The sequence below is a fragment of the Mucilaginibacter celer genome, assembly GCF_003576455.2.
GTDB lineage: Bacteria > Bacteroidota > Bacteroidia > Sphingobacteriales > Sphingobacteriaceae > Mucilaginibacter > Mucilaginibacter celer.
In genome coordinates, this window is the sequence record NZ_CP032869.1 from 7,109,903 (window position 1) to 7,134,188 (window position 24,286).

The 24,286-nt window shown below is 42.8% G+C and carries 25 protein-coding genes; 13 read left to right on the forward strand and 12 right to left on the reverse strand.

Translation table 11 applies throughout. From position 1 onward, the window contains the following. The first annotated feature begins 1 nt into the window (after nucleotide 1). A complete protein-coding gene (locus HYN43_RS29865) occupies nucleotides 2–1,537 on the forward strand; it encodes a RagB/SusD family nutrient uptake outer membrane protein (protein ID WP_119407461.1) in 1,536 nt (511 codons plus the stop codon). Nucleotides 1,538–1,653: 116 nt separating this feature from the next. Next, entirely contained in the window at nucleotides 1,654–3,003 is a 1,350-nt protein-coding gene (locus HYN43_RS29870; protein ID WP_162996681.1) for a glucoamylase family protein, read from the forward strand. A gap of 44 nt (nucleotides 3,004–3,047) precedes the next feature. Here HYN43_RS29870 and HYN43_RS29875 read toward each other — a convergent pair whose 3' ends face one another. Beyond that, nucleotides 3,048–4,346, reverse strand: coding sequence for a hypothetical protein (locus tag HYN43_RS29875; RefSeq protein WP_119407462.1), 1,299 nt, complete (start codon nucleotides 4,344–4,346; stop codon nucleotides 3,048–3,050). A gap of 284 nt (nucleotides 4,347–4,630) precedes the next feature. Between HYN43_RS29875 and HYN43_RS29880 the strand changes: the two genes are divergently transcribed. Continuing rightward, entirely contained in the window at nucleotides 4,631–5,428 is a 798-nt protein-coding gene (locus HYN43_RS29880) for a carboxylesterase family protein (protein WP_119407463.1), read from the forward strand. A 342-nt stretch (nucleotides 5,429–5,770) separates the two neighbouring features. On the opposite strand, the gene HYN43_RS29885 is transcribed toward HYN43_RS29880, so the two are convergent. The 4 genes from HYN43_RS29885 to HYN43_RS29900 all read right to left on the reverse strand — a co-directional run bounded on the left by HYN43_RS29885 (nucleotide 5,771) and on the right by HYN43_RS29900 (nucleotide 9,199). Next, nucleotides 5,771–6,919 (reverse strand): hypothetical protein, encoded by a 1,149-nt coding sequence (locus tag HYN43_RS29885; RefSeq protein ID WP_119407464.1) that lies wholly within the window; start codon nucleotides 6,917–6,919, stop codon nucleotides 5,771–5,773. Between the two features lie 83 nt (nucleotides 6,920–7,002). Continuing rightward, complete coding sequence (locus tag HYN43_RS29890; protein WP_119407465.1) at nucleotides 7,003–7,218, reverse strand: DUF2442 domain-containing protein; 216 nt, start codon at nucleotides 7,216–7,218, stop codon at nucleotides 7,003–7,005. 151 nt (nucleotides 7,219–7,369) lie between these two features. Beyond that, complete coding sequence (locus HYN43_RS29895) at nucleotides 7,370–8,095, reverse strand: YebC/PmpR family DNA-binding transcriptional regulator (protein ID WP_119409191.1); 726 nt, start codon at nucleotides 8,093–8,095, stop codon at nucleotides 7,370–7,372. Nucleotides 8,096–8,245: 150 nt separating this feature from the next. Next, nucleotides 8,246–9,199 (reverse strand): NAD-dependent epimerase/dehydratase family protein, encoded by a 954-nt coding sequence (locus HYN43_RS29900; RefSeq protein ID WP_119407466.1) that lies wholly within the window; start codon nucleotides 9,197–9,199, stop codon nucleotides 8,246–8,248. Between the two features lie 366 nt (nucleotides 9,200–9,565). On the opposite strand from HYN43_RS29900, the gene HYN43_RS29905 reads away from it, so the two are divergent. From HYN43_RS29905 to crtD, 10 genes are all read left to right on the forward strand, one after another. Beyond that, a complete protein-coding gene (locus HYN43_RS29905; protein WP_119406542.1) occupies nucleotides 9,566–9,898 on the forward strand; it encodes a hypothetical protein in 333 nt (110 codons plus the stop codon). Further along, nucleotides 9,895–10,803 carry an IS3 family transposase gene (locus HYN43_RS29910; protein ID WP_119407467.1) on the forward strand — a complete coding sequence of 303 codons (909 nt, stop codon included), beginning with the start codon at nucleotides 9,895–9,897 and terminating at the stop codon, nucleotides 10,801–10,803. The genes HYN43_RS29905 and HYN43_RS29910 overlap by 4 nt, the downstream gene beginning before the upstream one ends. A gap of 501 nt (nucleotides 10,804–11,304) precedes the next feature. Then, complete coding sequence (locus HYN43_RS29920; protein ID WP_119409192.1) at nucleotides 11,305–12,312, forward strand: aspartate-semialdehyde dehydrogenase; 1,008 nt, start codon at nucleotides 11,305–11,307, stop codon at nucleotides 12,310–12,312. Between the two features lie 80 nt (nucleotides 12,313–12,392). Further along, nucleotides 12,393–12,599, forward strand: a complete 207-nt coding sequence (locus HYN43_RS29925; protein ID WP_119407469.1) for a type II toxin-antitoxin system HicB family antitoxin — start codon at nucleotides 12,393–12,395, stop codon at nucleotides 12,597–12,599. A gap of 16 nt (nucleotides 12,600–12,615) precedes the next feature. After that, a complete protein-coding gene (locus tag HYN43_RS29930; protein ID WP_119407470.1) occupies nucleotides 12,616–12,861 on the forward strand; it encodes a type II toxin-antitoxin system HicA family toxin in 246 nt (81 codons plus the stop codon). A 72-nt stretch (nucleotides 12,862–12,933) separates the two neighbouring features. Continuing rightward, entirely contained in the window at nucleotides 12,934–13,698 is a 765-nt protein-coding gene (locus HYN43_RS29935; RefSeq protein ID WP_162996682.1) for a hypothetical protein, read from the forward strand. A 73-nt stretch (nucleotides 13,699–13,771) separates the two neighbouring features. Beyond that, entirely contained in the window at nucleotides 13,772–14,554 is a 783-nt protein-coding gene (locus HYN43_RS29940; RefSeq protein WP_119407472.1) for a hypothetical protein, read from the forward strand. Nucleotides 14,555–14,564: 10 nt separating this feature from the next. Further along, a complete protein-coding gene (locus HYN43_RS29945; protein ID WP_119407473.1) occupies nucleotides 14,565–15,467 on the forward strand; it encodes a LysR family transcriptional regulator in 903 nt (300 codons plus the stop codon). Nucleotides 15,468–15,597: 130 nt separating this feature from the next. Further along, nucleotides 15,598–16,146: a type 1 glutamine amidotransferase domain-containing protein gene (locus HYN43_RS29950; protein ID WP_119407474.1), complete on the forward strand. Its 549-nt coding sequence runs from the start codon at nucleotides 15,598–15,600 to the stop codon at nucleotides 16,144–16,146. Nucleotides 16,147–16,234: 88 nt separating this feature from the next. Continuing rightward, entirely contained in the window at nucleotides 16,235–17,710 is a 1,476-nt protein-coding gene (gene crtD, locus HYN43_RS29955; RefSeq protein ID WP_119407475.1) for a 1-hydroxycarotenoid 3,4-desaturase CrtD, read from the forward strand. 78 nt (nucleotides 17,711–17,788) lie between these two features. On the opposite strand, the gene hemH is transcribed toward crtD, so the two are convergent. The 7 genes from hemH to HYN43_RS29990 all read right to left on the reverse strand — a co-directional run bounded on the left by hemH (nucleotide 17,789) and on the right by HYN43_RS29990 (nucleotide 24,263). Next, complete coding sequence (gene hemH / locus HYN43_RS29960) at nucleotides 17,789–18,814, reverse strand: ferrochelatase (protein WP_119407476.1); 1,026 nt, start codon at nucleotides 18,812–18,814, stop codon at nucleotides 17,789–17,791. Nucleotides 18,815–19,030: 216 nt separating this feature from the next. Further along, a complete protein-coding gene (locus HYN43_RS29965; protein ID WP_119407477.1) occupies nucleotides 19,031–19,702 on the reverse strand; it encodes a fatty acid desaturase in 672 nt (223 codons plus the stop codon). 30 nt (nucleotides 19,703–19,732) lie between these two features. Then, nucleotides 19,733–20,584 carry a 4-hydroxy-3-methylbut-2-enyl diphosphate reductase gene (locus HYN43_RS29970; protein WP_119407478.1) on the reverse strand — a complete coding sequence of 284 codons (852 nt, stop codon included), beginning with the start codon at nucleotides 20,582–20,584 and terminating at the stop codon, nucleotides 19,733–19,735. Between the two features lie 78 nt (nucleotides 20,585–20,662). Next, a complete protein-coding gene (locus tag HYN43_RS29975) occupies nucleotides 20,663–21,823 on the reverse strand; it encodes a PDDEXK-like family protein (RefSeq protein WP_119407479.1) in 1,161 nt (386 codons plus the stop codon). Between the two features lie 80 nt (nucleotides 21,824–21,903). Then, on the reverse strand, nucleotides 21,904–22,548 hold the full coding sequence (locus HYN43_RS29980; protein WP_245447093.1) for a carotenoid biosynthesis protein: 645 nt from the start codon (nucleotides 22,546–22,548) through the stop codon (nucleotides 21,904–21,906). After that, a complete protein-coding gene (locus HYN43_RS29985) occupies nucleotides 22,545–23,633 on the reverse strand; it encodes a glycosyltransferase family 2 protein (RefSeq protein WP_119407480.1) in 1,089 nt (362 codons plus the stop codon). Before HYN43_RS29985 ends, HYN43_RS29980 begins: the two co-directional genes overlap by 4 nt. Nucleotides 23,634–23,636: 3 nt before the next feature. Further along, nucleotides 23,637–24,263, reverse strand: coding sequence for a 1-acyl-sn-glycerol-3-phosphate acyltransferase (locus HYN43_RS29990; RefSeq protein ID WP_119407481.1), 627 nt, complete (start codon nucleotides 24,261–24,263; stop codon nucleotides 23,637–23,639). Between the last annotated feature and the right edge of the window lie 23 nt (nucleotides 24,264–24,286).

Sequence of the window (24,286 nt, forward strand, 5' to 3'; positions counted from 1 at the left end):
CATGAAAAAGATTTTAAAATATAAACTTACACTTATACTTACCGGTGTTGCTGTACTATCGGGTACATTGCACGCCTGTAAAAATTATCTTGATGTAGCCCCGCAGGGGCAGATAACACAGGATCAGATCGCAGCCGATCCGAACCAGGCTAAAAACCTTGTATTGGGAATTTACAATGTATTTTATACGGGAGGTTTTGATCCTGATGTTGACAGCTTTCAATTCGTGATCATGACGGATATTGCATCCGACGATGCCGACCATGGAAGCTTCACCGGCGATTCGAGAGATGCGGATGAGATCGATGCACTGCAAACAAGCACTACAAACGGAGCGGTTAACCTGGTTTGGCAGGGCTATTATCAAGGTGTTGCACGTTCAAATCAGGCATTGGACAAACTAAAAAACGCCACTTTTGATGCCACTACTAAAAACGCGTTGATTGCGGAAGCACGTTTTTTACGGGCTTATTTTTACTTTAACCTGGTGAGGCTTTATGGTGGGGTACCGCTGCTTGACAAGGTGCCAACACCGGCTGAAGCAAACGAGGATAAATATCAAACACGCGCAAGTGCCGATGATGTTTATAAGTTTATTATTAGCGACCTCGATTTTGCGGCTGCTAATTTACCTCAAAAAATCGCAACCGATGTTGGGCGTGCAAATAAGAGCAGTGCACAGGCGCTTGAGGCCAAGGTTTATCTTTATATGAAAGACTATCAAAAAGCCTATGATTTATCAAAAGCGGTGATTACTACCGGTGGCTATTCCCTGGTGAAAGATTACTCGCTTATCTGGCGGGAAAAAGCGGTAAACGGCGATGGTGGTAACAATAATTCCGAGTCGATATTCGAAATTCAGGCAGGAATCAATAAAGCCTGTTCGGCAGGTATTAATCTCTATACCGTATCGCAAGGACCACGTGCCGGTGGTAAATTTGGCTGGGCCGATCTTGGCTATGGTTTCAACAACCCGTCTGCCAGTTTACTTGGTGAGTACGAACCAGGTGATGTACGCAGGGCTGGTACGGTAATTACCATTTTGCCTCATGGTACGGTACTGTTTGATGGTTTCCGTATTCCAAGCCGCGATTCTGTTCAAAATGATTATTACAGCTACAAAGCATACCATAGCCGTACTGCGGAAAGCAATTGCGGCGGCAGTACCGACAGACTGCCAAAGCAGGTACGTATTTTACGCTATGCCGATATCCTGCTAATCAATGCCGAAGCCGCTGTGCAGATTGGAAATACAGGTGATGCGCAAACCGATTTAAACCTGGTACGTACACGGGCTGGATTAGGCACCGCTATGCCAACCTTAGAGAACATCTGGCACGAACGCCGCATGGAACTGGCCGAAGAGCATGATCGTTTCTTCGATATCGTTCGCCAGGATGCTGTTAAGCCTGGTCGTGCTGCTGCAGCATTTGCAGCACATGGTAAAACATGGAAAGCTACCGCGGCGTTATTTCCTATTCCGCAGGCTCAAATTGATTTGAGCAAAGGACGATTAAAACAAAACCCAGGCTATTAATAGCCATAGAATACAAGTTGATTGATTATAAGGCTGCCCTGTTTGGTTAGCAGGCAGCCTTTTCTATTTTTAAATTTTATGAAAACGCGGTTTTCAAGTTCTTTAACTATCACGCCATGAAAAAGCTATTTATCACCCCTTTATTGATGTTGTTGGCTATTTGTTGCTTTGCCCAGAAGCAGGCAAAAAAGACCGATGACGGTATTAGGCCGGTAGGTATTATAAAAAACCTTACCGATAGCGCCCTGCTTGACGTGGTGCAGCGCCAAACCTTTAGATATTTCTGGGATTTCGGTCACCCGGTAAGTGGCCTTGCCCGCGAGCGCAGCAATAAATCATTTGATTATGGCGGCGAAGTGGTAACCACCGGCGGCTCGGGCTTTGGAGTAATGGCGCTGATCGTGGCTGATAGCCGCAAGTGGATCACCCACGGGCAGGCCGTTGACAGGATGGTGAAAATTGTTAACTTTTTATACAAGGCTGATGCTTTTCACGGCGCTTTCCCGCACTGGTTAAATGGTGAAACAGGCAAGGTGATCCGTTTTGGCCGTAAGGATGATGGGGGAGATATTGTTGAGTCGGCCTACCTGTTCCAGGGCCTGTTATGTGCAAGGCAATATTTTAAAGCCGGTGACCCCAAAGAGCGCCGCATTCGCGATGTGATTAGCTGGTTATGGGGCGAAATGGAATGGAACTGGTACACCCGTGACGGTCGTGATGCGCTTTACTGGCACTGGAGCCCCAACAATGGCTGGGCCATGAATTTTCCTATTCATGGGTTTAACGAATGTTTAATAACCTATGTACTGGCCGCGTCTGCCGAACGTTACCCCGTTAGCGCCGATGTTTACCATCGGGGCTGGGCACAAAGCGATTTTTTTAAAAATGGTCATACTTTTTATGGCTTTAAATTGCCATTGGGTTTTGATTATGGCGGTCCGCTGTTCTTTTCGCAATATTCGTTTTTAGGCCTGAACCCGAAAGGCTTGAAAGATAACTATGCCGATTACTGGGAGCAAAATAAAAACCACACACTGATTAACCACGCTTACTGTGTAGATAACCCTAAAAAATATAAAGGATACGGCGAAAACTGCTGGGGACTAACCGCCAGCGACAATTATGAGGGATACAACGCCCACTCGCCAACTAACGATTTGGGTGTCATTACACCTACTGCCGCATTATCGGCATTTCCTTACACCCCCGAGTATTCGATGAAAGCCCTGCGCCATTTTTACTATGATCTGGGCGATAAGATCTGGGGCGAATATGGTTTTACCGATGCTTTCAGCGAATCGCATAACTGGTATGCCAGTTCATATCTGGCTATCGATCAGGGGCCGATCATTGTGATGATTGAAAACTATCGTACAGGTTTGCTCTGGAAGCTTTTTATGAGCTGCCCCGAAGTTCAGGGTGGTTTGAAAAAACTGGGTTTTGAAAGCCCTGCTATCGCCAAATAAGTACAAAAAAAGCTTCAGGTAAACCACCTGAAGCTTTTTTAATATTAAAAAACATAAATTGAACCAAACCCGCTCGAATTGACCATGGTGCATGTGCCGCTCCAGTTTACACTCCCGCTTGCGGGCATAGTAAATGATGGTGTCGGCGTGCCTTCATGTCCGTTGGTGATGGTAATTGTATTGCTGGGATAACCAATGAGTGAAGCTCCGCTTAACGTAAACTTTGTTGTTACGCCAACGCCGTAAGCATCAATGCCTACGTGTACCAAAGTACCTGCAGGGGCTTTTATGGTGCCGCTCCCGCTACCTGAACTGTTCCAGTCAAAGCTGGCTTTACTATTTATATTGATAGTAGGAATTGGAGGCGGCGGAGGAGGAGGGGTGCGGAAATAGAGATCGACCTCGCCCCCGGGCGAATTATTGCTTACAACTACTGTGTTCTGACCCCTGTCTGATACAAACGTATGAGGTTGCCAGTTTAATTGAGCTTCTGCTGTACCAACTTTCAATTCAATGTTAGTCATATTAACTTGTACGTCAATAGGATATTGGTTCCCTTGTGTTATATTATATTGTTCAAAAGTTTCAACAGCGTAATATAGTTTAGGGATGTTATTTATCTGCAATGATGAATAGGCCGGGTAGCCGGCAAACGATGATCTGTAATTATAGTTACTACCTGTTTGTCCGGTTTGTTGCATAACTCCCTGTATCGTTGTCCCCGGTAATACCTTTACAGGTGTGCCATAATAAACAGCACAGGTTTGGCAACCCACATACCAGTTATCAATAGCCCAATACAAACCACCACCCGCAGGCGATTGCCCGTATTGTAAAACCGGCTGCAAAATATGGTCGGCATTTTGAATGCCATTAAAAATATATAACAAGTATCCGTTAAGGGTAGATTCGGGATTGGCAGGTACTTGCCATGTGGTTGAAAAATAAGTTATTGGGGTTGACGATGGATTGGTCCAATCAGCAAATGTTACCCAACCGTCGTTTGGTGCCGGCGGATTGGTTGAATTTGTTTTGATCCGCTTTGCATCATTAACAGCCTGCTGAGCAATAACCGGTTTTTGCACACCAAAATTTACGCTTATTTTTCCTGTTGAATTTTGAATTTTAAGTAGCTGATTGCCCTGAAATTCCAGATGGTAGCCATCTTCAATATGATGTACATCTGATGCTTTTCGCGGGCCGAAGGGCGTAAATACAATTTTGTCTGGAGGGATGGTATCTGCCGTTTTAGGGGTGGCAGTGTTGTTTACTGCAAATTCATTTTTCTTACACCCTGAGTAAATAACCGCAGAGAGTAATAGTAAGGTAATTAGTTTTCTCATAAAGGTTTTATTGTTTGTTATAAATATATGGCTTATTGATTAAAATATTACCCAATAATTAATAATAATTACTAATTAACAAACGTTAATATTTTTATGGCTTAGCTTTTTATCAGAATATGATCTGTAAACCTTTATAATTGATTCTTTAGTGTATTATTGGATGAATTGAAAATTCAGGCTTTGAATAATAAATTGCTGTCCTGAAAAATTCAGAACAAAAGGTCGCCAAAACGGTTAAATTTGTTCAATCAATATTGGTTACTAAAGTACCCGCATAGCCCATGATCAAAACAATACTCGTAATAGCCATGCTAAGCCTGTTCTTAGCATTCTCTTTCTCAGCCGGAGCACAAACTATGTCGTCGTTTGATAGGGGTAGTTTTCTTTTTAAGGTAGATACGCTGCCATACCGCATTTTATTCCCCAAGCATTTTAATCCCACACAAAAATACCCGCTGGTATTCGTATTGCACGGCTCGGGCGAGCGTGGTAATAATAACGAATCGCAACTGGCCTATGGAGCTTCCCGTTTTTTGCAGGATAGCGTGCGGGAGATGTATGAGGCCATTGTGGTTTTCCCTCAGTGCCCGGCTAAAAGCTATTGGAGCAATGTGAAGCAGGTTACCGATTCGGCTACCAATAAACGCAAATTTATTTTTCAGGAGGATGCCCCGCCTACCATGGCCATGGTTATGTTGATGGGGCTTGTTGAGCAGTTTTTAGACAAACCTTTTGTGGATAAACACAAGGTTTATGTTGGGGGATTGAGCATGGGCGGAATGGGTACTTTCGAAATTATTGGCCGTGAGCCAAAAGTATTTGCTGCGGCTTTTGCTATTTGTGGGGGCGACAATACGCTGAATGCGAAGAAATATGCTAAGAAAGTTCCGTTGTGGATCTTCCATGGTAATAATGACCCTGTGGTGCCGGCAGATCATTCGCAGGTTATTGTTGACGCCATTAAAGAGGCTGGTGGTAACCCGAGGTTTACTTTATACCCGGGCGTTGGGCATAATAGTTGGGATAATGCTTTTAATGAGCCTGATTTACTGCATTGGCTGTTTTCGCATAGTAAGTAACGAGTACACATTCTTGGCCGTTGTTGGTGTTGTCACCATGGCTGTTCGGAAGATTTTTTGATTCCCTCCCTTGGGAGGGGTGTGATGGATTGCGCAGTGGCAGGGAGGGGTTTTACACCTTGCCCGACGAATATGCAGGGTGTAGAAACCCCTCCCTACACCCTCCCAAGGGAGGGAATCGCACAATTCCCCCGCTTTTTTATTTCTTCCGAACACCTATGGTGTTGTAACCAACACTCTACGCCATGCATCGTGGATTTAGTGCTCAACGAAAAATTTCCGATAACAAGAGTTGTTGGTGACAACACCAACACGGCGGGGAGATCATTACTGTAAAAAATATTATTCCTCTCCCTCAGATTTCTTAGGAGTAGTTTTGGCGTTAAAGCGAGGTTTAAAACCAAGCTTAGGTGCAGGAGTTTCGGTAGCCGGTGTTTGAGGCTTTTCGGTAGGCAATTCTTCTTTTTTATCTTCAACAGAAGTTTCCGACACCTCTTCGGCAGGTTTCGGCTTCATTGCAGCCGCGTTAAAACGCGGCTTAAAACCTAACTTTGGGGCAGGGGCTTCAGCAGCTGGTGACTCAGGTTCTTCAACAGGTGCTTCTTCTTTTTTATCTTCAACAACAGGTGCTTCATCTTCGGTAGCAGGTTTGGGTTTAACCATGCCTGCATTGAAACGTGGTTTGAAACCCATTTTCGGAGCAGATTTCTCTTCCGCGGGTTGAGGTACTTCAGCTATAGGCTCTTCTGTTTTCTCTTCAACCGGTGCATCTTCAACCTGTTTAGGTTTCATGGCCGCGGCGTTGAAGCGCGGCTTAAAGCCCATTTTAGGTGCTGGTTTTTCTTCAGCAGCTTGTGGCACTTCAGCCGGTTTTTCCTCAGTTTTATTTTCTGTTGATGCTTCCGCTTCGGCAGGTTTCGGCTTCATCATGGCCGGATTAAAGCGGGGCTTGAAGCCTGGTTTAGCAGCAGCAGGCGCTTCGGTTGTTGAGGCTGGGATATCTGTTTTGGCTTCGGCTGGTGTTTCCTGTGAAGGGGTTTCGCTATCGGCAGGCTTAGCCTTTGCCATGGCGGGGTTAAAGCGTGATTTGAATGTTGGTTTAGCTGTAGTTTCGGTAGCAGGTGTTTCTGCTGTGGTTGATTCTGTTGCCTGTTCTTTCGGCTCTTCAACAGGAGGAGTTGGCTTAGCTGTAACCGGTGCACGGAACTTAGGCGTAAAGCCAACTTTAGCCGCCGTACCCGGTTCAATCAAACTTTCGGTAATGGTTTGCTCGGCCAACGGGTTTTTGATGTGTACCTTTTCGGTTTTTATTTCAACCGGTATAGGAAACTGACGGCGCAGTTTATTGAACCAGTACTTTTTGGTATGGTCGAAACTTTTTTCGCCCATCTGCTCAAAATGGTTTTGAAATTCAGAAAACAAAGCGGGCTGGTACTGCTGCAGGGCTTCCAGGTCAATTCTTTTCTTCTTAAAAAATTCTTCAAAAACCATTAGTCAATTTGAAAATTGGTTGATTTGAAAATTTGAAAATGCCATCCTGATCTAATTTTCAAATTGACACATCTTCAAATCAATTATAATGTTACTTCAGTATCCAACTTATTAAACCGGATGCCTTTTTCGGTTTGGCTCCAGTCTTCGCGTTCCTCGTCGGTTGCGTTGAGCAATTTGGGGAACCATTCCAGCGGGAAAGCCTGTGGTTTGCCACCATCACTTTCAACAAAAAGTAGGCCGTTAGCAAAGGTTACCTTTACTTTTCGTTCGCCTTTTCGTGTGTTTAATAGTGGCATATTGTTACTTTCTTAAACCGTCATTGCGAGGTACGAAGCAATCGCGAACTCTGCAGGGTGGACCTGCTAATTGGGGATTGTTTCGTATCTCGCAATGACGAGTTGGTTATGATAAAATCCGAAATCGAAATTCTGAATTCCGAAATCAAAATTACTCAGCCATATTATGGTAAACCGCCTGCACGTCGTCATCCTCTTCCAAACGATCAATCAGTTTCATGATCTCAGGAACCTGTTCTTCGGTTACCGAATGGAATGATTGCGGGATGCGCTCCAATTTGGCCGATTTGGTTTCGATACCCATTTCTTCCAAAGCTTTCTGCATTTTGCCGAAATCTTCAAAAGCAGTGTGGATCACGGCTACGTCGTTACCGTTTTCGTCAGCTTCAACAAATATTTCTTCAAGGCCGGCATCGATAAGTTCCAGTTCAAGCTCTTCCAGGTCGCGATCGCCAGGCTCAAAAGTGAAAACCGATTTGCGGGTGAATATAAAATCGAGCGAACCGGTTTTACCTAACGAGCCGCCGTATTTAGTAAAATAGCTGCGTACGTTGGCAACGGTACGGTTGGTGTTATCGGTAGCAGTTTCAACCAGTACGGCAACACCGTATGAGGCATAACCTTCGTAAACAAGTTCTTCGTAGTCTTTTTCATCGCGGCTTGATGCGCGTTTAATGGCGGCCTCAACACGGTCTTTCGGCATGTTTACGGCTTTGGCGTTTTGTACGGCGGTGCGCAGGCGCGAGTTGGTGTTTACATCGCCGCCGCCGGCTTTAACAGCCATCACAATCTCTTTACCTAAACGGGTAAACTGCACCGCCATTTTGGCCCAGCGCTTAAATTTTCTTTCTTTACGGAATTCGAATGCTCTTCCCATGTGTTTTAGTTCATTGTTCGTGGTTGATGGTTCACGGATCAACCTTGTTGTTTCACAAGCGCTTGCCATAAAAAGCAAGGCTGTAAATATAATATTTGTTTAACTAAAGGCAGCTAAAAACCTTTAACCTTTCGCCTCTATCCTTTCACCTCAAATAATGTTTTTCAGGTTGCCCAGCATATCGGCCACCATTTTGGGCAGATCATATTCCAGCTGCCAACCCCAGTCATTTTGGGCGTAACTATCATCTATCGATTTTGGCCAGCTATCGGCAATAGCCTGGCGCGGATCATTTTCGCTATAGCTGATCTCAAAACCGGGGATCAGTTTCTGGATCTCAGCAGCCAACTGCTCGGGAGTAAAACTAATACCTGCAAGATTGTAGGATGAACGGATGCTGATCTTTTCGGCCGGGGCATCCATCAAACTAATGGTAGCGCGAATGGCATCGTCCATATACATCATGGGCAAGGCAGTGCCTTCGGCCAGGAAACTTTCGTATTTACCGGTTTTTAAGGCCTGGTGAAATATGTGTACCGCATAATCGGTAGTACCACCGCCCGGGTTGGCTTTCCAGCCTATCAGGCCTGGGTAGCGGATGCTGCGTACATCCAGACCGTATTTATTAAAATAGTACTCGCACCAGCGCTCGCCTGCCAGTTTGCTGAAACCGTAAACCGTGTTTGGATCCATTACGCAATACTGCGGTGTATGATGCTGCGGCGAATGCGGGCCGAAAACAGCTATCGAGCTTGGCCAAAAAACTTTAGCAACTTTAAACTCAACCGCGAAATCGAGGATATGCAGCAGGCCTGTCATGTTCAGGTCCCAGGCCATTTTGGGTTTTTGTTCGCCTACGGCAGATAGGATGGCCGCCAGCAGGTAAACCTGTGTAGGGCGATGCTTATCAAATATGTGGTGCAGGTTATCCTTATCGAGCACATTAACCAGTTCGAACGGGCCTGTGCTGCTACGCATAGCATAGGTAGGGCTGTTGATATCCGAAGCTACAACCGCCTCGGCCCCGTGTATATTTCTCAAAGCCATTACCAGTTCGGTGCCTATTTGTCCGTTAGCACCGATCACTAAAATCTTTTCGCTCATCAATTTTGAGTTTTACGGGGCAAAGGTAGGAATTTGGTTGTTAAGTGAATGGTTGATTAGGTGAGTGGTTGTTTTTGTTTTTGGGATTACACCGATTAGGGATTGATTACACCGATAACACCGATTTTGAGTTTGATTTTATCTGGTTGATTCTGTTAATTCTAAAATTCTGTAAATTCTGATTCAGACAGTTGCGTTAGCGATAGTAGCGGATACCGGCCTTGTGGCTAATGCCTTGTGTAGTATGAGCGGATAGCGCGGACCGGAGGTAACGCCATTATCTATGTCAGATTTGTGATTTTCGATTTCGGATTTTTTGTCTGAACTGACTTGTCCTGCTATAGGTTGACACAAAAGTAGTCAGCAATGGATTATACATTAAGAAAAGCGCTTGCCATAGAAGAATATTTGGCGGGCGGCACAACATCAGCTAAATTAGGGCAGAAATACGGATTCGGAAACGCGAGCGTATCAAGATGGGTTGTGGAAGAAAAGAAAAAGAACAATAAAATAGCGCAAAGGGCAGCATCCCTTCAAGTGGCAAAAGAACGGGAGGGCATGCCAGAGGACATCAAGGCCTTACAGGAAGAGTTACGTAAAGCCCAATTGAAGATCCATCTACTGGAAGCAATGATTGATATATCGGATGAGCAGTATGGCACCGATATCAGAAAAAAAGCTGGCCCCAGGCAGTCATGAAAGTAGAACAAAGCCAGGGTTGTAGCTTATCCCTGTTATGTTCACTGTCTGGGTATTCGCGCCAAGCCTATTATAAGCGACGTTTATTGGAAGAGCGGGACCCCATCAAGGAGGAATTGTTGGTTCAGCAGGTTATCGGCTATAGGGATTTACAACCCCGTATTGGTGGACGTAAACTATTCTTCCTTATGACCCCTTTTATCAAGGCCCATAAATTAAAAATGGGTAGAGATCACTTTTTCAGGATGCTGGGCAAGTATGGCTTGTTGAACAAAAAGCGGCGTGGTAAACCACAAACTACTGATTCCAATCACTGGATGAAGAAATATCCCGATCTGATCAAAAACATGGTCCCTACGCGCTCAGAACAGTTATGGGTAAGCGATATCACTTACCTTGAGCTCAGCAGTGAATTTGCTTATCTGAGCCTTGTAACGGATGCCTATAGCCGTAAGATCGTTGGTTTTCATGTTAGCGAGAACCTGACAGCTGAAGGCAGTATACAGGCACTCAGGATGGCTATTGAGGGGCGTCAGAATAAAGAAGGGCTGATCCATCACTCAGATCGGGGAACGCAATATTGTTGCCATGATTATATAAAAACACTACAGGAGAACAACATAGATATTAGCATGACCCAAAGCGGGGATCCAAGAGACAATGCGATTGCTGAGCGGGTAAACGGGATCCTGAAAATGGAACTACTAAAGCCATCGTTCATAGATATTGAAGATGCAAGAACTGCTGTGACACAGGCAGTCAATATTTATAATTACTTACGCCCTCATAGCAGCATATCGATGTTAACACCTGCACTGGTACATACCAGAAAGTTTAAGCTCAAACGCCTCTGGAGGAACAATTATAAGAGTAAACCTGCAAAAAGGGAGGAGACAGCCGGGTAGTTATCAACAACAAACGCCCGTTTTTAAAAAGAAAAAAAGAAGCAAAAAAAGAAAAACGTGTTAGGATGTGGGTAACGCGTAGCGTTATCCACATCCTAACACGACAAACAAACAATAATTATCTTTATTTTTATAAAATCACTGTCAACCTTTTTTAGGACGAGTCAAACCCGAATTTTAAGAAATTTTGAGAATTTATTGAATTTGCCCGGCATTCTGTCTAATTCCTTGATTCCCCCAAATTCGAGTTCAGACAAAAAAATCAGCGAAATCAACGTAATCAAAATTATCAACGGTTCAAAATCGGTATAATGCCCAGCACACCACTCAACCAATCCAACCCAATCAACCACTCACCAATCCCCATTAAAACCATAGACTTAATATTTCTCCAATACCAAAAAAATGTGCATATTTGAGGGTTTAACTTTTAAAACACATAATCAATTAAAAAGGGGCCGCTGTGAAGCAGCCCGGATACATTTCAAAAACAATTTAAAAATGAAAGTCGCAGTAGTAGGTGCTACAGGATTAGTAGGCACCAAAATGTTGCAGGTTCTTGCAGAACGCAACTTCCCCGTTACAGAATTAATTCCCGTAGCTTCAGAAAAAAGTATTGGTAAAGAAATTACTTTTAAGGGTAAGCAATTTAAGGTGGTTTCTGTTGAGGATGCGATTAAGATGAAGCCGGACGTAGCGATTTTCTCGGCCGGCGGAAGCACTTCATTACAGCAAGCCCCTTTATTTGCGGCTGCTGGTACAACTGTTATCGATAACTCATCGGCATGGCGCATGGATCCAACCAAAAAACTGGTTGTGCCCGAAGTGAATGCTGATGTTTTAACTGCCGAAGATAAGATCATTGCCAACCCAAATTGCTCAACCATACAAATGGTAGTGGCCTTAAAACCGCTGCACGATAAATATAAAATTAAAAGGGTAGTGGTTTCAACCTACCAATCAGTTACCGGCACAGGTGTTAAAGCTGTTGATCAGCTTTTTAACGAGCGTAACGGTGTTGACGGACCAAAGGTTTACCCTTACACTATCGACCTGAACGTGATCCCTCAAATTGACGTATTTACCGAAAACGGTTATACCAAAGAGGAGATGAAAATGATCCTCGAAACTAAAAAGATCATGGGCGATGACAGCATTAAAGTAACCGCTACTACAGTGCGTATCCCGGTTATGGGCGGCCACTCGGAGTCGGTTAATATTGAGTTTGCCAATGATTTTGACCTTGCCGAAGTACGTGAGCTGTTAGCTAACGCGCCGGGCATTGTTGTAGTTGACGATACCGCTAACCTGAAATACCCAATGCCGCTCGACGCGCATGATAAAGATGAGGTATTTGTAGGCCGTATCCGTCGTGATGAAACTCAGGATAATACCTTGAACTGCTGGATAGTATCAGATAACCTGCGTAAAGGTGCTGCTACCAATGCCGTGCAAATTGCAGAGTATTTGGCTGCACAGCATTTGATCGGTCAGCCGGTTGAGGCGTAAGCGGAAAAATATTTCTTGATGAGCCCTGTAGCATGAGCTATGGGGCTTTTTTGTCGGAAAAATATTTCCTACATTTGAGTATGAATGAAATATTTTTCCTTGTTGAAGACGCTATAGAAGGGGGATATAATGCCCGTGCGATGGGTGAATCAATCTATACGCAAGGAGATACACTGGATGAGCTTAAGGCTAATATACGGGATGCTGTTCATTGCCATTTTGATGAAGATAAATTGCCGAAGATGATCCGTTTGCATTTTGTAAAAGAAGAAGTTATAACTGTTTGAACTTCCTGAATCAATTATGTCACCTAAGGCCCCGCGCAATGTATCAGGAAAAGATTTGATCAAAGTTTTATCGAAATATGGTTACGCAGTAGTACGGCAAACAGGAAGCCATATCAGGTTGTCAATATCTCTTAATGATGGTATTAAAAGCGTTACTGTTCCAAATCATGATCCTTTAAAATTGGGAACACTTATGGCCATTATTAATGATGTATCAGAACAGTTGAAGATCAACAAGAATGATATAATTAGTAAGCTTTAAAGTTTTATCAACGATGTTTTTTGATAGGGATAATCATTTGGCTATCCCTATTTTTATGCAATAATATTTACCATGAGAACTTTAAGCACCCTGTTTTTTCTGTGTTGTTTGGCAATGTCAACTTTCGCTCAGACCCCACGTGCCGTTGAAACTGATCTGCTTAAATCATTTAAAAAAATCGAGTATCTATACGATCATCATAACATCGGAGACGATTTGATTGATGCTAATAGTGTTTTCAGAAATAAATTGAAAAATTATACAGAGAACTACCCTGCTTCAATCAAGTTGCCATTTGATTCATTGAAAAAGGCACGGCTGGATATTTTTACTTCGGCTGATGGCTTATTTCGGATCTACTCGTGGGATACCTGGTTGGGCGGCTCCATGCATATTTTCGACAATGTATTACAATACAAAGTTGGAACGAAAACCAAATCTGTTCTGCTTAAAGGTACAGTAAATAGTTATATTCCGTTTTATAACAATTTGTACACGTTTAAAGCAGGCTATAAAACTTATTACCTGGGAATTTATAATACTATCTATTCAGATAAAGACGTAGGGACCGGGATTAAAGTTTTCGCTATCGAAAACGGAAAATTGAATGATGATGTGAAAGTTATCAAAACGGGTTCGGGTTTGAAAAGCAAGATATATTATGATTACGATTTTTGGTCGGTTGTTGATATCGACTTTGAAAAACGCCCAACTATTACATTTGATCAAACAACTCAAACGATTCATTTACCATTGGTAGACGAAGACGGCAAGATAACCAAAAAGCTGATCAACTATAAGTTTAACGGGCAATACTTCGAAAAAATAAAAAGCTAAAAAACAACTAACTGGCTGCCGTACTACCATAAATGTCCGCGCAATTTGCTTTTTTTGCGTATCTTGTTTACCGATGAAAACCTTTAAATTTATAATTGTTTTCTTTTGCTGTTTTTACTCAGCCAATTTGTTTGCGCAAACGCCGCAGGCAATCGAAGCCGATCTGCTCCGTATTTTTAAACGGGTAAACTACTACGGCTCGCACAAAAAAGAGTGGAAAGCTATTGATTCATTGCAGAAAATGAACAAGATCTTCGGCTTTAAACTTAAATACTACACCTCCAAATATCCCGAAACCATCAGCTACCCTTTTACCGAAATAAAAAAGGAACGGGTAGTGATAGCAACATCAGCGGATGGCTTGTTCCGTACTTATTCGTGGGATACCCGGTTGGGATCGGTAGGGTACGATTTTGATAATGTACTGCAGTTTACGGCTAATGGCAAAGTATTGTCATCTCTTAAAATGGATTCAGTAGGGAAGAAACATAATCCGGTATTCTGGTATTCTAAAATTTATACGCTCCAATCGGGTAGCAAAACCTATTATCTCGCGGCGTACAATTCGGTACGATCAAGCGTTGATGCTACCCAGGGAGTACAGTTTTTCGCTATTGAAAATGGTAAACTGAACGGTGCCGTGTTGCTGGTTAAAACACCAACAGGCTTGCACAGTAAAATATATTTCGACTACGATTTTCTTTCGGTAGTGAACATGAACGTGATTCCAACTATTTATTACGATACTAAAACACAAACCATCCATAGTCCGTTAGTTAACGCGAAACGACAAGTTACCCGCGATTATATCGTTTATAAATTTACCGGAAAGTATTTTGAGCGGGTAAAAAATTAACTTTGCCCTCATGATCTCATTTGCCCATCGCGTATTTATGGAAGTTGCCGCCAACCTGAGTTTCAGCAAGGCGGCCCAGGTGCTTTTTATTACGCAGCCTGCCATCAGTAAACACATTAAGGCTTTAGAAGATCAGTACAAAGTGCCCCTGTTTGAGCGTAAGCCCAACAGCATTTTGCTTACGGAAGCCGGCAATAAACTTAACGAGTACTTACAGCAAGCTACCGAAATTGAGCGGAAGATAGAATACGACCTATCGGTATTGAGCAACTTATCGCAGGCTGCAGGGCATTTGCGTTTGGGTGCCAGCACTACTATCGCCTTATATATTTTGCCGCCAATATTGTCGGGCTTTCAGCGCGAATATGCCAATGTGGATGTGCAACTGGTAAACCGCAACAGCGAGTACATTTTGAATGCGCTGCTTAACCATGAGGTTGACATTGGCATTATTGAGGTAGATAATAAACTCACCACCGTATCGTACACGCCATTTATGAGCGATGAGGTGATCCCGGTATGCTCGGCTAAAAGCCCGCTGGCGGGAAAATCACTCACATTGAAACAGCTTGTTAAAACTCCGCTTGCTGTACGGGAGCGCGGATCTGGAACTTTGAATGCCGTATTGAAATCATTATCAGCGTTACATATTAAACCGGCGGATCTATCAGTAAAAATTCGTTTAGGTGGTACAGAAGCGCTAAAAAACTTCCTCCTGGCCGATCAATGCCTCGGCTTTATGCCGCGCCCATCCATCATCCGTCAACTGGCCGAAGGTGATTTGGTTGAAGTGCCAATTGAAGGGTTAAAGATCACCCGTGATTTCTTTTTTATTCGCCGTAAAGGGACTGAGGATTACGGGTTGACGAGTAATTTTATCAATTTCGCCGCACAGCATATCAGCGCAAAATAAGTTGCGCAAAGTTGATGAGCCGCAGAAAACCTGCATCTTAGCTCTTTTTCAAATTCCAAAAACTATCCCCATTTCTGCCTGTAGTTATATTGTAATTAATTTTAATAATCATTAATTAAATAATGTAATTATGGCAAGTTTGAATAACCGTAGGGTGGCTATCCTTACCGAAGAAGGATTTGAGCAGGTGGAGTTAACAAGCCCTAAAGAAGCTTTAGAGGCGGCGGGTGCTACTGTACATATTATATCGCCCCAAAGTGGCCGCATCAAGGCCTGGGACCAGACGGACTGGGGCATTGAAGTTGAAGTAGATCGTAACCTAAAAGATGTAAGCGCCGACGAATACGACGCCCTGGTATTGCCGGGCGGCGTACTTAATCCGGATAAATTAAGACAAAATGCCGAAGCAGTTGCCTTCGCGTCGTCGTTTTTAGAAGAAGGCAAGCCGGTAGCATCTATCTGCCACGGCCCGCAGCTATTGATAGAAACCGGTTTGCTGGAAGGCAGGCGTTTAACTTCATACCCATCACTGCAAACTGATTTAAAAAATGCCGGTGCTGATTGGGTTGATGAGGAGGTAGTTGTTGACAATGGCTTGGTGACCAGTCGCCGGCCGGATGATCTGGAAGCATTTAACCGGAAGGCTATTGAAGAGATTGGTGAGGGTGTACACAGCTAAACCTTAATTTACGGGATTTCGGGATGCCTTGATGCTAATATTTCACGGTAATCCTGAAATCCAGTAAATGATGGTTTATATTTACCCCATGTCTCGCCAACACAAAGCTTTAATTATAGGTGCCGGAATAGCAGGTATTGCAACAGCCATTAGGCTTGCAATTAAAGGTTACCAGGTTGAAGTTTACGAAGCCAACAGCTATCCCGGAGGCAAGCTAAGCCAGTTTACTCAGAGTGGATACCGTTTTGATGCCGGGCCAAGCCTGTTTACCATGCCGCAATATATTGATGAACTTTTCAGGTTGGCAGGTAAAGAACCGTCGCAATATTTTCGATATCAGCAATTGGATGAGGTTTGCCGGTATTTTTATGAGGACGGCACCAGGTTAACAGCTTACGCGGATGCCGACAGGTTTGCAAGCGAGGTAAGCGAAAAAACTAATGAGCCGTCAAGCTCTGTCGACCACTATTTTAAAAAAAGCGGCATTATCTACAATATTACCAATCACGTTTTCCTTGAGCGTTCCCTTCATCTACTTAAAACATATTTACGTTGGGATACTTTTAAATCGATATTAAGGTTTGGTAAAATAGATCCTTTCCGTACCATGCACAAGGCTAACGAAAGCTTTTTTAAGGATGCCCGTATGGTGCAGTTTTTTGACAGGTATGCTACTTACAACGGTTCCAACCCTTACAGCGCACCGGCTACACTAAACGTGATCCCGCATTTGGAACAGCATTTCGGCGCTTATTTCCCGGAGGGAGGGATGTACAGTATTACCGATAGCCTGGTACAACTGGCAGAAGGTTTAGGTGTAAAGTTTCATTACAATAGTAAAGTTGATGAGATAGTTTTAGATGGCCGGATTGCGAAAGGTATTAAAGTAAACGGGGAAGTAATTAATGCTGATGCAGTACTATCCAACATGGATGTGTGGTTTACCTACCACCGTTTGCTCAATAAATATCCGCAGCTAAAACCTCAAAAAATACTAAGCCAGGAACGCAGCAGTTCGGCATTGATATTTTATTGGGGCATTAAAAAACAGTTTATGCAACTCGATCTGCATAATATATTTTTCAGCGCCGATTATGAGGCGGAGTTTGATGCCATATGGAAGGATAAAAGTATTTATCACGACCCTACAGTGTATCTTAATATCAGTTCGAAATATAAAACTGATGACGCACCGGAGGGATGTGAAAACTGGTTCACGATGATCAATGTGCCTGCAAATACCGGGCAGGATTGGGGTAAGTTTATAACCGAAGCCAGGAAAGATATATTGAACAAGCTGAGTCGTTTACTCGGTGAAGATATCAGCAAATTAATTGTTTGCGAAAGCATTCTTGATCCCCGTAGCATTGAAAGCCGTACCTCATCGTACCAGGGTTCATTATACGGAACAAGTTCAAATAGCCAGTTTGCCGCTTTTTTGAGGCATGCTAATCAATCATCAAAAATTAAAGGATTATATTTTTGCGGAGGAAGTGTACATCCGGGGGGCGGGATCCCGCTTTGTTTGTTATCGGCGAAGATAGTGAGCGAAATGCTGCCATAAAAAAGGTGCTCGTGAAGACACGGGCACCAGGGAGGATATTCTTTTATCAGGAACTTATACGCCAGGCAAACTCCCCCTTCAGGGGGCCGGGGGGCTCACCATCCCAGCCAAAGCCTCAATAAACTTAGGCGAATCGTTCAAACTCTCTACTAACTGCACATGTTCGCCGCCTAAGGATTTAAATTCATCACCATACTCGGTAGTAACCTCGTAAATGGTTTCCAAACAGTCCGCCACAAAGGCAGGGCAAAATACCAGCAGGCGTTTTTTACCTTCGTTGGCCAGTTTAGCTACAATTTCGCTGGTGTAAGGCTGCACCCATGGGTCGTTACCGAGGCGAGATTGGAAGCAAATGGTGTACTTTTCTTTCGGGATATTCAGTTTTTCGGCGATAAGCTTAGCTGTATGGTGCGATTGCGCCGAATAGCAAAACCTGTTGACATCGGTAAGCGTTTCGCAACAGCTTGATGATTTAAGGCAATGATTATGCGTATGGTCGGCTTTTACCAACTGGCGTTGCGGCAAACCGTGGAAACTGAACAAAACATGATCGTAAGTTTCCGGGTTATATTTCAGCGCGTTATCAGCAAATGTTTCAATCATCAGTTCGTTATCATGAAACGAATTGATAAAACTGATATTAGGCGATGTTGGCCATTTACCAACCAGGCCCATGATCTTTTCATAAACTGAACCGGTACTTGCCGAGGCGTATTGCGGAAACATCGGGATAACCTGGATCTCTTCAACCAGTGCGGTCTTTAACCTTTCTAAAGCCGATTCGATAGATGGTTTTTGGTAGCGCATGGCCAACTCAACCATATATTCATCGCCAAGGCGTTCCTGCAAAGCTTTTTGTTGGAGAAGGCTATAGTGCAAAAGCGGTGAACCTGTTTTGGGATCCCAGATAGCCTGGTATAATTTTGCCGATTTTGGTGAGCGGAATGGAGTGATGATCCCCCGTACTAAAAGTGTGCGAGCTATCGGATTGATATCAATAACCCGTGGGTCCATCAAAAATTCGTCGAGATAACGCTTAACATCTGCTGTAGAGGGGCTATCCGGCGTACCCAGATTAACCAGTAAAATTCCTTTTTTAGCCATAATTATCAGCCACAAAAGTAGCAAAAAAAGGGTGGGGAATTGTGATGTTGGTCACAAATTACAAAATTGTGAATGAACTCTGATTGGCTTTCGTCTGAACCGGGATTTGGGGGGATTAGTAGGATTTATGGATTTTTTTGGAAGGGAAAGGAGATAACTTAGAGCTTTGGAACACCCAAAATCCTGCCCATCCCAAAAATCTCCCCAAATCCCGGTTCAGACCTTCCTCCACAACTTCCACCACGGCACACCCGGCGCTTCGTGGTGTTCATAATGATAGCCAAAAAAGTAACAGCTAAAAAAAGCAACGAGATGATTACGCCGCTGACTCCGGGCAAAGTGTTTGTTATCGTGCTCGCCTTTATGCGGCTGATAAGTGCCGAAATAAAATAGCTGCAATGTACTTAGCAGAGAAGGCACTACCCAAAACATGATGAGATTTTGCTGCGGGATCCGTAGCTTTAAAATATTGAAAATAATGGCCATCGCCACAATTTGCCATACCGACAGGTAATTGCGGATAAACTGCACATACCAGCGCCAAAAACCACTCTCGTGATAGTCGGGATCGTCGGTAGTATGTACATGATTATGATGTTGATGATGTTTGGTGTACAATTTAGGATACCAGAACGATGCATACAGAAAAGTACACAAATACCCCACAAAATCATTTACGCTTTTTACCGGCGAAACAGTATGATGCATAGCATCATGAGCCGTAATGAATAAGCCCGTGTACAAATGCATTTGCACTAAAACCATTAAATAAACCAGCGGATTGGCGAAGCTGAACGGCCATCTCATTAACAAAATTATACTTGTTGCCCAGCAGCCAATAACCAACAGGGCAACAAACAAACCGGTGTGTGAGGGGCTTTTTTGCATGTGATTGATTAAACGGCAAAAAGTGTGCTGTTAAAAATTTTCCAAAGCGGCTTTTACATCCTGCATCAGCCACATAGGGGTGGAGGTTGCACCGGCAATGCCAACGGTATCGTTAGGTGAAAAAAGGTTTTTATCCAGCTCATCAACCGACGATACAAAGTAAGTATCGGGATTATGCTTCCGACAAACCTCGAACAGTACCTTTCCATTGGATGATTTTTTGCCCGATACAAAAACTATTTTGTTAAAGCGGGTTGCAAATTTAGGCAGGTCTTTATCTCGGTTGCTTACCTGGCGGCAAATAGTATCGTTAGCTTTTAAATCGTATCCGCGGGCAATTAACTCATCTTTTACCGAGTAGAATTTCTCCATACTCTTGGTAGTTTGGCTGTAAAGGGTAATGTTGTGCGGCAGTTCGATATTATCCAATTCGGCAATATCCTGAAAAACGATGGCCTCGTTGTTGGTTTGTCCTTCCAGACCAATAACCTCAGCATGGCCATGCTTGCCGAATATCAGGATGTTCTCCTTGGCATCGTACGATGTTTTGATGCGGTTTTGCAGTTTAAGCACCACCGGGCAGGATGCATCAATAAGGGTGATATTATTCTCTAAAGCCGTACGGTAGGTATCAGGCGCTTCGCCATGGGCGCGGATGAGTACTTTCTCGTTGCGGAGATCTTTCAGCGCGTCATGCTCTATAATACGAAGGCCTTTGGCTTTCAGGCGTTCTACCTCTTCATCGTTATGTACAATATCGCCCAGGCAATACAGGTAGCCGTCCTCTTCCAAAATCTCCTCGGCCATATCAATGGCATAAACCACCCCGAAGCAAAAGCCCGAATCCTGATCGATAGTAACCTTTAATTGATAATCTCCCATGGTGTTGCAAATTTACAGCATTTTAAATGGATGGCGGTAATGGTTGAGGGGATTTTTTGTATTGGTGTGATTGTGATTCTACAATTCCATCTTTTCTGTTATCCTTAATAGGTATTCAATTTTTTCCCTTATTAGAGATCTCATACTTCCGTTTTCAATTGCTTTCCACGCCTCATATTTGTCCCAATTATCAAATGGGGAATCTATTTTCTCAAACATTGGCCACCACAGGCTTGATTTAAATAGGTTGCTTCTAATTTGCTTAAATTCTTCCGTTATCTTTAATGGTAATTTTTCGGGATTACTTTTAACTGTAAAGCCGTAAGTGAGGGCTTTATTTTTATTTTGAAATTGAAATCCTATCATTAAATACTTCCATTCATCTTTACTAAACCAAAAGCCGGTATAGTTATCTTTAAAGTCGACATTGTTGTGATAAATTAATCCTAACTCGGTGGCAACAATAACAAGTTCTTCGCTTAGTTTTTCTGTCAATTTAAATAAAGAATGCCTAAGATTGTCTGCGATTATAAATGAAGCTTCGAAGTTCGATGCTAACAGGGTGTAGAGTTCGTCCGCCATAGTATCATTAAGTGTTTGATTGGTAAGATATTTTATCAGGTTTAGATATTGAGTTATCGATTCCCGTATAATTGGAAGTATTGCAACTTCTTTTCTGCATTGCTCAAGCCATTCAATTATATGATGGGCATACGAATAACATTTAAAATCGATATCAATTGACAGTTCATTTTGACTTAAATTGCTTGGTTTATTACCTTCAAGGGTTAAATAAATAAAATCTGCCTTTGGTGAATAATTGCGGTAACGATATAGCTGGTTAACCTGGTCTCCCGCATAGATTTTGTTTTCAATTATTATTTGATGATTGTGCTTGTCGGTTATAACAATATCAATTCGTCCTCCTTCCGTGCCATTTTCTCTAATAAAGCCGGTATGTTTTTCAATTTCTACCTTACAGCTTTCAGAATCTATCGGATTGTTCTTGTAGCAAAATGATTTTAAAAATAGCTTCAAAAATTTATCTTTTTGCCCATGACTACCATTGGGACTTAGTAATTCGGCTAAAAAAGCAGAGTGCATCCGTACTTCGGATGATTCGAGTTTAAGGATCCTGAAAACATTAAAGTTTTCGCCGGTGAGTTCGTTAATCTTTTTATATCGATCATTCAGCGCTTTAACCTGATCAAGTAAGTGTTTGAGTTTAAAAATTTCCATTGTGAGGGCTTAGTTAAGCAAGTAAGCCTAATTGGACGACAATTGCAATAGGTGTTTTAACCTATTAGATATAGCTAACACTAATACACAAAATTCAACACCGCAAAAAACACAAACTGCGTCACCAGCAAAACCGTTGCAACCACGCTCTGCCGCTTAAACTCAAACTTCTCAAAAACAAAAAGCAATAAAGCACTTACCAAAAACCAGCATACATAGTTTTTCACCGGGATAATACCGCCCGTCCAATGCCAATAATCAAAGCGTATGGCTATGGGTTCTATCAATACATCGAGCAGGGTTAAGATGGTAGCCCCGGTTATGATCCTTAAATATTTATTTTCAATCCGGCTCCGCTTTAATGTAACCCCGGTTGCATAAACCAGCAGAAACCAGTTTACGCCTATCATTAACGGTACCTCAAATAATTTTGAGCCCAAAGTGCCGCCATAGTTATAGTTGCCAAATAATAAACCGGTATGCACACCAATGCACTCGGCAATAAATCCGGAGGCTGCTATGATCAGCGCGAAGCCTATAAAATTATTATTCCGTTCATCATGACTGTAAATAATCACGCCCAGCATCAGCAACAAATGCCAATGCACCAGGGCCATGAACAATACGATTAGCGAAGGGATAATAAACCCGATAAGCCCCACCAAATGGAAAAGCAGAATAATGATAACACAAATCCTCGTTTTATTTGATAGCAGCGCGCTCATATTTTTCGCCCTTTCCACATGTTGGTTTTGGTTAAATGTTTCTGAATAGATACAATTGCCACTACCAGCAAATTAAACATTTGAAAAGGGTGCAACAAAATATTCAGTCCCGCTTTTTGCCCGGCCGAAAGCGAGATCATGATCCGTGTTAACAAAATCAAACCCGTGGTAAACAGGATGAGTGGCAGGTTAAGCGTGGTTAAAATAAAAAGCGGTCCGCCGATGACGAGCGTAATGTATATCAAAAAGCCGATGATACTATAATTAAAAGCCGCCAAAAAGTTTTTACTGAAACCATTGATAGCCTCATTATATCCATGGTACATGCGGCAGCTGATCATGCCGTTAGCCAACAAGGCTTCGCCGTTATAGTTTTCGGCTTTAATGAGGCGCATAATCTCTACATCTTCTACCACTTTGTTTTTAACCGCTTTGTGCCATTGGTGTTTATGATAAACGGCGGCATCAAACAGCATAAACTGTCCGCTGGCTGCGGCCACCGAAGCGTTTTTTACCAGGTACACCAAACGCAGTGGGAGCAGGTTAAGCAGGATGTAATGCATTAATGGCACCACAGCATTCTCGCCCAGGGTTAGCATGGTTTGATTGGTGAACAGACTTAGTAAACCCAACTGATGCAGGTGCATACGGTGTACGGCGCTGTTGATCAGTTTTACCTCTACTTGCTCATCGGCATCTAAAAATAACAGGTATTTCCCAGTGGCTTGTTTTGCCAGCTGATGGCAGGCGTAGTTTTTACCAATCCAGCCATCCGGAAGCCGGCCTCCTTTAATAACCTTGAACAGGGGGTGGGCAGCCGCGAAATCTGCGCACACTTTATAAGTATCATCGCCCGAGTCATCATCATAAATAATAACCTCGTAGTTTTTATAGTCCTGTTGATGAATGGATTGCAACAGGGGGAGGATATTGCCGGCTTCGTTGCGCGCCGGGATTAGGATGGATACTTTATCGGTATAGTATTTGCCAATATGCGGCAGCTTTGGGTTGGAGATATAATTGAACAGTGTAACCGCAAACCTAAGAATGATAAAAAACAGGGTTATTAAAATAGCTATTGTCACTTTTTATATATCAAATTCGGTTTGGAGCAATTTGGATTTTTGGTAATGCTGTTGGTAAGCCTGCTGCAAAACTGTTATATCCTTCCCCGCATAATTTCCGGTTTCGTTTTTAAGATAAACGGTTGCTGTTGGCTTTTTATGTTTAAAGTACTGAATAAAAGTTGAAGCGAAAAGCATTTGAAAATTTCCTTCCGCTTTTTCAATTATCCTCATAACGCCTTTTTCAAAGTTGATGTTTGTAACAAAGTTGGCATACAGTTTCCCCTGCGGAAACATCAAAACAAGGTTTGCCGGATCGGTTAATAACCCGGCTGCATAATCAAGCGATTGTAAGATACTTTTCGAATCTTTTTTAACCGAGAACGCGCCCACATATTTTAAAAATTTTTCTTTTTGGGCGGTTTCTTCCAATATCATTACATGCAGTTTTTTCCTGAGCAGGATATCGTTAACACAATACAATATTAGTCCGTCCCAAAAGCTGAAATGGTTGGCAATAAGTAATATCGATTTGTTGGGATCAACAGCAATATCATTAAACAACAATTCATGAAATTCATGTTTCACTATCCGTTTGATGTAATAGTGAACTATGCGGTTCAGAAAATAGTTGTTTTTATTGTAGATCATAAACAAATACGAATGTATGGCAT

Excerpts from the sequence above, each read along its gene's own strand:
- HYN43_RS29865 (WP_119407461.1), top strand. The coding sequence starts at position 2 with ATGAAAAAGATTTTAAAATATAAACTTACACTTATACTTACCGGTGTT.
- HYN43_RS29870 (WP_162996681.1), top strand. The coding sequence starts at position 1,654 with ATGAAAAAGCTATTTATCACCCCTTTATTGATGTTGTTGGCTATTTGT.
- HYN43_RS29875 (WP_119407462.1), bottom strand. The coding sequence starts at position 4,346 with ATGAGAAAACTAATTACCTTACTATTACTCTCTGCGGTTATTTACTCA.
- HYN43_RS29880 (WP_119407463.1), top strand. The coding sequence starts at position 4,631 with ATGATCAAAACAATACTCGTAATAGCCATGCTAAGCCTGTTCTTAGCA.
- HYN43_RS29885 (WP_119407464.1), bottom strand. The coding sequence starts at position 6,919 with ATGGTTTTTGAAGAATTTTTTAAGAAGAAAAGAATTGACCTGGAAGCC.
- HYN43_RS29890 (WP_119407465.1), bottom strand. The coding sequence starts at position 7,218 with ATGCCACTATTAAACACACGAAAAGGCGAACGAAAAGTAAAGGTAACC.
- HYN43_RS29895 (WP_119409191.1), bottom strand. The coding sequence starts at position 8,095 with ATGGGAAGAGCATTCGAATTCCGTAAAGAAAGAAAATTTAAGCGCTGG.
- HYN43_RS29900 (WP_119407466.1), bottom strand. The coding sequence starts at position 9,199 with ATGAGCGAAAAGATTTTAGTGATCGGTGCTAACGGACAAATAGGCACC.
- HYN43_RS29905 (WP_119406542.1), top strand. The coding sequence starts at position 9,566 with ATGGATTATACATTAAGAAAAGCGCTTGCCATAGAAGAATATTTGGCG.
- HYN43_RS29910 (WP_119407467.1), top strand. The coding sequence starts at position 9,895 with ATGAAAGTAGAACAAAGCCAGGGTTGTAGCTTATCCCTGTTATGTTCA.
- HYN43_RS29920 (WP_119409192.1), top strand. The coding sequence starts at position 11,305 with ATGAAAGTCGCAGTAGTAGGTGCTACAGGATTAGTAGGCACCAAAATG.
- HYN43_RS29925 (WP_119407469.1), top strand. The coding sequence starts at position 12,393 with ATGAATGAAATATTTTTCCTTGTTGAAGACGCTATAGAAGGGGGATAT.
- HYN43_RS29930 (WP_119407470.1), top strand. The coding sequence starts at position 12,616 with ATGTCACCTAAGGCCCCGCGCAATGTATCAGGAAAAGATTTGATCAAA.
- HYN43_RS29935 (WP_162996682.1), top strand. The coding sequence starts at position 12,934 with ATGAGAACTTTAAGCACCCTGTTTTTTCTGTGTTGTTTGGCAATGTCA.
- HYN43_RS29940 (WP_119407472.1), top strand. The coding sequence starts at position 13,772 with ATGAAAACCTTTAAATTTATAATTGTTTTCTTTTGCTGTTTTTACTCA.
- HYN43_RS29945 (WP_119407473.1), top strand. The coding sequence starts at position 14,565 with ATGATCTCATTTGCCCATCGCGTATTTATGGAAGTTGCCGCCAACCTG.
- HYN43_RS29950 (WP_119407474.1), top strand. The coding sequence starts at position 15,598 with ATGGCAAGTTTGAATAACCGTAGGGTGGCTATCCTTACCGAAGAAGGA.
- crtD (WP_119407475.1), top strand. The coding sequence starts at position 16,235 with ATGTCTCGCCAACACAAAGCTTTAATTATAGGTGCCGGAATAGCAGGT.
- hemH (WP_119407476.1), bottom strand. The coding sequence starts at position 18,814 with ATGGCTAAAAAAGGAATTTTACTGGTTAATCTGGGTACGCCGGATAGC.
- HYN43_RS29965 (WP_119407477.1), bottom strand. The coding sequence starts at position 19,702 with ATGCAAAAAAGCCCCTCACACACCGGTTTGTTTGTTGCCCTGTTGGTT.
- HYN43_RS29970 (WP_119407478.1), bottom strand. The coding sequence starts at position 20,584 with ATGGGAGATTATCAATTAAAGGTTACTATCGATCAGGATTCGGGCTTT.
- HYN43_RS29975 (WP_119407479.1), bottom strand. The coding sequence starts at position 21,823 with ATGGAAATTTTTAAACTCAAACACTTACTTGATCAGGTTAAAGCGCTG.
- HYN43_RS29980 (WP_245447093.1), bottom strand. The coding sequence starts at position 22,548 with ATGAGCGCGCTGCTATCAAATAAAACGAGGATTTGTGTTATCATTATT.
- HYN43_RS29990 (WP_119407481.1), bottom strand. The coding sequence starts at position 24,263 with ATGATCTACAATAAAAACAACTATTTTCTGAACCGCATAGTTCACTAT.